This window comes from Plasticicumulans sp. (genome assembly GCF_035331805.1).
Lineage (GTDB): Bacteria > Pseudomonadota > Gammaproteobacteria > Competibacterales > Competibacteraceae > Plasticicumulans.
This window is the reverse complement of the sequence record NZ_DAOLKE010000251.1, coordinates 1-5317: the sequence shown is the minus strand read 5'-3', so window position 1 is coordinate 5317 and position 5317 is coordinate 1. Positions and strand designations below refer to the sequence as shown.

Annotated in this window: 5 protein-coding genes; all 5 read left to right on the top strand. The window is 71.4% G+C overall.

Annotated elements, in window-relative coordinates:
- Nucleotides 1-352, top strand: a 352-nt coding sequence (locus tag PKE44_RS14555; RefSeq protein ID WP_324552433.1) for a DUF4115 domain-containing protein, incomplete at its 5' end; no start/stop codon positions are given.
- Nucleotides 353-420: 68 nt separating this feature from the next.
- Nucleotides 421-1701 (top strand): histidine--tRNA ligase, encoded by a 1281-nt coding sequence (gene hisS / locus PKE44_RS14550; RefSeq protein ID WP_324552431.1) that lies wholly within the window; start codon nucleotides 421-423, stop codon nucleotides 1699-1701.
- A gap of 58 nt (nucleotides 1702-1759) precedes the next feature.
- Nucleotides 1760-2395, top strand: a complete 636-nt coding sequence (locus PKE44_RS14545; RefSeq protein WP_324552430.1) for a tetratricopeptide repeat protein — start codon at nucleotides 1760-1762, stop codon at nucleotides 2393-2395.
- A complete protein-coding gene (bamB, locus tag PKE44_RS14540; protein WP_324552428.1) occupies nucleotides 2395-3579 on the top strand; it encodes an outer membrane protein assembly factor BamB in 1185 nt (394 codons plus the stop codon). Before PKE44_RS14545 ends, bamB begins: the two co-directional genes overlap by 1 nt.
- A gap of 77 nt (nucleotides 3580-3656) precedes the next feature.
- Nucleotides 3657-5189, top strand: coding sequence for a ribosome biogenesis GTPase Der (gene der, locus PKE44_RS14535; protein WP_324552426.1), 1533 nt, complete (start codon nucleotides 3657-3659; stop codon nucleotides 5187-5189).
- Nucleotides 5190-5317: the final 128 nt, after the last annotated feature.

Here is a 5317-nt window from a genome sequence, read left to right as displayed (position 1 = left end):
GGCGGCGGCGGCGACGACGCCACCCCTGCCGGTCGCGAACGTGCCGTCGCCGGCCGCGGGTGCTGCGCCAGCGCCGGCTGGCCCGGTGGCTCCGGCCGAGTCGCGGATCGAACTGCAGGCCAGTGCCGACAGCTGGGCCGAGGTGCGCGATGCCGGCGGCAAGCTGCTGTTCCAGGGCACGCTGCGTCCGGGCAGCCCGCAGTCGATCACTGGTCGGCCGCCGTTTCGCATGAAGCTCGGTCACGCGCAGCACGTCACGATCCGGCTTGACGACAGCCTCGTCGACTCCGGGGTCTACGTGCCGAAGCGCGGTTCCGTCGCGCGCTTCACGCTCGGCCGCGAACCGGGCTGAAGCGGCTGCCGCCCGGCATTCCTCCCGACACCTTCCCTTCCCGACCTTCCCCACATACAGCGAACACGATGGCGAGCGCGAAGAACCTGCAAGCGATCCGCGGCATGAACGACCTGCTGCCGGCCGATGCCGCCCGCTGGGCCGGCTTCGAGGCGCTGATCCGCGACGTGCTCACCGGCTACGGCTATCGCGAGATCCGCACGCCGATCGTCGAGGCCACGGAACTCTTCTGCCGCTCGATCGGCGAGGTCACCGACATCGTCGAGAAGGAGATGTACACCTTCGCCGACCGCAACGGTGACAGCCTGACGCTGCGCCCCGAGGGCACGGCGAGCTGCGTGCGCGCCTGCATCGAGCACGGCCTGCTGCACAACCAGCAGCAGCGGCTCTGGTACGCCGGGCCGATGTTCCGCCACGAGCGCCCGCAGAAGGGCCGCTACCGGCAGTTCCACCAGATCGGCGCCGAAGCCTTCGGCATGGATGGCCCGGACATCGATGCCGAGATGATCTGCATGACCGCACGCTTCTGGCAGCGGCTCGGACTCGCCGACGTGCGCCTGCAGCTGAACTCGCTCGGCACGCCGGCCTGTCGCAGCGTCTATCGCGACAAGCTGGTCGCGCACCTGAGGAGCGGTTACGAGCTGCTCGACGAGGACGCGCGCCGGCGGCTCGACAGCAATCCGCTGCGCATCCTCGATACCAAGAACCCGGCGATGCGCGAACTCGTCGACGCCGCGCCGGTGCTCGCCGATCACCTCGACGACGAATCGGCGCGGCACTTCGAGCGCCTGCGCGCGCTGCTCGATGCCGCCGGCGTCGGCTACGAGCTCAATCCGCGGCTGGTGCGCGGGCTCGACTACTACACCAAGACCGTGTTCGAGTGGGTCACCGACCGCCTCGGTGCCCAGGGCACGGTCTGCGCCGGCGGCCGCTACGACGGCCTCGTCGAGCAGCTCGGCGGCAGGCCGGTGCCGGGCGTCGGCTTCGCGATGGGCATCGAGCGCCTGCTCGGCCTGCTTGAAGGTCGCGATGACATCGCCGCCGCCACGCAGCCGCAGGTGTATGTGGTCATGGCCGGCGAGGCGGCCGAAGCGGCGGGTCTCGTGCTCGCCGAGCGCCTGCGCGACGCGCTGCCGCAGCTTCGCCTGCAGCTCAACGCCGGCGGCGGCCAGATCAAAAATCAGATGAAGCGCGCCGACAAGTCCGGTGCCGACTGGGCGCTGGTGCTCGGCGAGCAGGAGGCCGCGCAAGCCTGCGTCGGCCTGAAGTCGCTGCGCACCGACGCCGCCCAGGAAACCCTGGCGCAGGGCGGCATCGCCGCGGCGCTGGCCGCGCGGCTCGGCCTCTGAGCCTTCCCCGAACCCGTTACCCGGCCGCACGGCGGCGGAGCTGAATCCCGACATGGCGATGGACGACTACGCAACCGAGGAACAACGCGTCGAGGCGCTGCGCGACTGGTGGCGCCAGAACGCCACCTCGATCCTGGCCGGCGTCGTGCTGGCGCTGGCCGGCATCCTCGGCTGGCAGTGGTGGCAGCAGCGCCAGTCCGGCACCTCCGAGCAGGCTTCGCTGGTCTACGACGGCGTGCTGGCGGCGCTCGCGAAGAAGGACGCCGAGCAGGTGCGCACGCGCGGCCAGGCGCTGATCTCGGAGAAACCCGACTCGGCCTATGCCGCGCTGGCGGCACTGGCGATGGCGCGCTCGGCGCTCGATGGCGGGGATGTGGCCGCCGCGCTCGCGAGCCTCGACTGGGCCGCGCAGCACGCGCCGTCGCCGGAACTCGTCAGCATCGCCAACCTGCGCGCGGCGCGGCTGCTGATCGCCGAGAAGCGCTTCGACGAGGCCGCGCAGCGCCTCGACAAGGTCGGCGGCAGCGGACTTGCGCCCGAGCGCGAGGAACTGCGCGGCGACCTGGCCTTCGCGCGCGGCGACCTGAAGGCCGCCCGCAGTGCCTGGCAGGCCGCGCTCGCCGCCGCCGGCCCCGAGAACAGCGTGCTGATCCAGTTGAAGCTCGACAACCTGCCAGCCGAGGAGCCGAAGTGATGACCGCCTCCGTTCCGACGCCGCTGCGCCGCCTCGCCGCCGCTGCCGTGCTTGCCGCACTGTCCAGCGGCTGCAGCTGGCTGACCTCCTGGGCCATCGGCACCGACAACTCGGCGCCGCCGGCCGAGCTCGTGAGCATCGCCAATCCGATCTCGATCCAGCGCGTCTGGGACGTCTCGATCGGCGACGGCGCCGGCAAGGCCTTCGTGCGCCTGCAGCCGGCCTTCGACGGCGATGCGCTGTACGCGGCCGCGCGCGACGGTGATGTCGCCGCCATCGATGCCGCGACCGGCAACAAGCGCTGGACCAGGGACACCGATCTCGCCATCAGCGGCGGTGTCGGGGCCGGGGCCGGCATCGTCGTGGTCGGCAGCAGCAAGGGCGAGATCGTCGCGCTGCGCCAGGCCGACGGCGCCGTCGCCTGGAAGGCGCAGGTATCGAGCGAGGTGCTCGCGCCGCCGCGCATCGGCGAGGGCATCGTGCTCGTGCGCGTCGCCGACGGGCGCTTCTTCGCGTTCGATGCCGCGAGCGGCCGCCAGCTGTGGAACTACGCCGCCAGCGTGCCGCTGCTGTCGCTGCGCGGGGCCTCGGCGCCGCTGATCGGGCAGGGCATCGCGATCGCCGGCCTCGACAACGGCCGGCTGCTGCTGCTCGATCTGAAGTCCGGCCGGCCGGTCTTCGAGCGCACGCTGGCACCGCCGCGCGGCAAGACGGAAATGGACCGGCTGGTCGATGTCGATGCCGAGCCGCGCATCGCCGGTTCGGTGCTGTACATCGCGCCCTTCCACGGCGCCGTGACCGCGATCGACCTCAGCAACGGCTCGACGCTGTGGAACCGCGACATCTCGACCTACGCCGGTCTCGATGTCTCGCCGCAGCAGGTGTTCGTGACCGCTGCCGATGACACGGTCTGGGCGCTGGACCGCGCCAGCGGCTCGGCGCTCTGGAAGAACGCCGATCTCTCCGGGCGCAAGCTCAGCGCCCCGGTCGCCGCCGGCAGCGTGGTCGCGGTCGGTGACTTCGAGGGCTACATCCACTTCCTCGACGCGAACACCGGCCGGCTGGTCGGGCGCGTCGAACTCGACGGCAAGGGCATCATGGGCACGCCGCTGGTGCGCAACGGCATGCTGTTCGCGTACGGCAAGGGCGGCAAGCTCGCCGGCTACCGCCCCGGCGGCGGCTGAGCCCAGCCCTTCCGATCCTCGTCATTCCCCGCCGGGCCCCGAGTGGCCCGGCTTCGTTTTTTACGGAGGACCGCAGCATGCTCCCGGTCATCGCCCTCGTCGGCCGTCCCAACGTCGGCAAGTCGACGCTGTTCAACTGCCTCACGCGCACGCGCGATGCGCTGGTCGCGGACTTCCCCGGCCTGACCCGCGACCGCCAGTACGGGCTCGGCAAGATCGGCCCGAGCCCGTATCTGGTCGTCGACACCGGCGGCATCGTCGGTGCCGAGGCCAAAGGCATCGATGCGCTGATCGCGCAGCAGGCGGTCAAGGCCATCGACGAGGCCGATGCCGTGCTGCTGATGGTCGACGGCCGCGCCGGCCTGACCGCGGCCGATGAGGAGATCGCCGCGCAGATCCGCCGCACCGGCCGGCCGCTGTACCTCGTCGTCAACAAGACCGAGCACCTCGACCTCGCCAGCGCGCTCGCCGATTTCCACTCGCTCGGCGTCGGTGCACCGTGGGCGATCTCGGCCACGCACCAGCGCGGCGTGCATTCACTGATGGAGCGCGTGCTCGAAGCCGTCAGCGCCGCGCTGCCCGAGGGCGAGACGCGCGAGCTCACCCGCACCACGCTCGGCGCCGACGACGGTTCGATCCGGCTGTGCGTGGTCGGGCGGCCCAACGTCGGCAAGTCGACGCTGATCAACCGCATCGTCGGCGAGGAGCGCGTGCTCGCCTTCGACCTGCCGGGCACGACCCGCGACGCGGTTGCCGTGCCCTTCGAGAAGGACGGCACGCGCTACACGCTGATCGACACCGCCGGCGTGCGCCGGCGCTCACGCGTCGACGAGGCGATCGAGAAGTTCAGCGTCGTCAAGACGCTGCAGGCGATCGAGGAGGCGCACGTCGTGGTCATGGTGCTCGACGCGCGCCAGGGCATCTCGGATCAGGATGCGACGCTGCTCGGCTACGCGCTCGAAAGCGGCCGGGCGCTGGTCATCGCCGTCAACAAGTGGGACCGGCTCGACATCGAGACGCGCGACCGCGTGCGCTCGGAAATGGCGCGCCGCCTGTCATTCATCGACTTCGCGACCACGCACTACATCTCGGCGCTGCACGGCTCGGGCGTCATGGACCTGTTCGCGTCGGTGAAGCAGGCCTACGGCGCGGCGACCCGCAAGCTGTCGACGCCGGAGCTGACGCGCCTCGTCGAGGACGCCGTCGCCCAGCACGCGCCGCCGCTCGTGCATGGTCACAGCATCAAGCTGCGCTACGCGCACCAGGGCGGCAGCAATCCGCCGGTCATCGTCATCCACGGCAACCGCGTCGAGCACGTGCCGGACGCCTACCGCCGCTATCTCGTCAACCTGTTCCGCAAGGTGCTGAAGCTGCACGGCACGCCGGTGCGCATCGAGTTCAAGGCCAACGTCAACCCCTACGAACCCGAAGGCCACGTGCAGAAGAAGCAGTACCACCGCCCGCGCCGCGAGGACCGCGAGAAGAAGCTCGCCGCGCGCAAGGAAGCCCGCGAACAGCGCAAGTCCGCCCCCGCCACCCCGGCCGTCCCCGGCCAGCGCCCGGCGGCCCGCAAGCCGGTGCCGCGCAAGCCGGGCGGACGCAAAAGCTGAGCATCCTCGCCCCGGCGCATCCCCCGCGAACCGGGTGCCGGGGGTGCGCAGACTCCGCAGTTGCAGCCGGGGGCGCAAGAAAATGCCCTGCCGGAGCCGCTCCGGCAGGGCAGCGGGAAGGGGCGCGG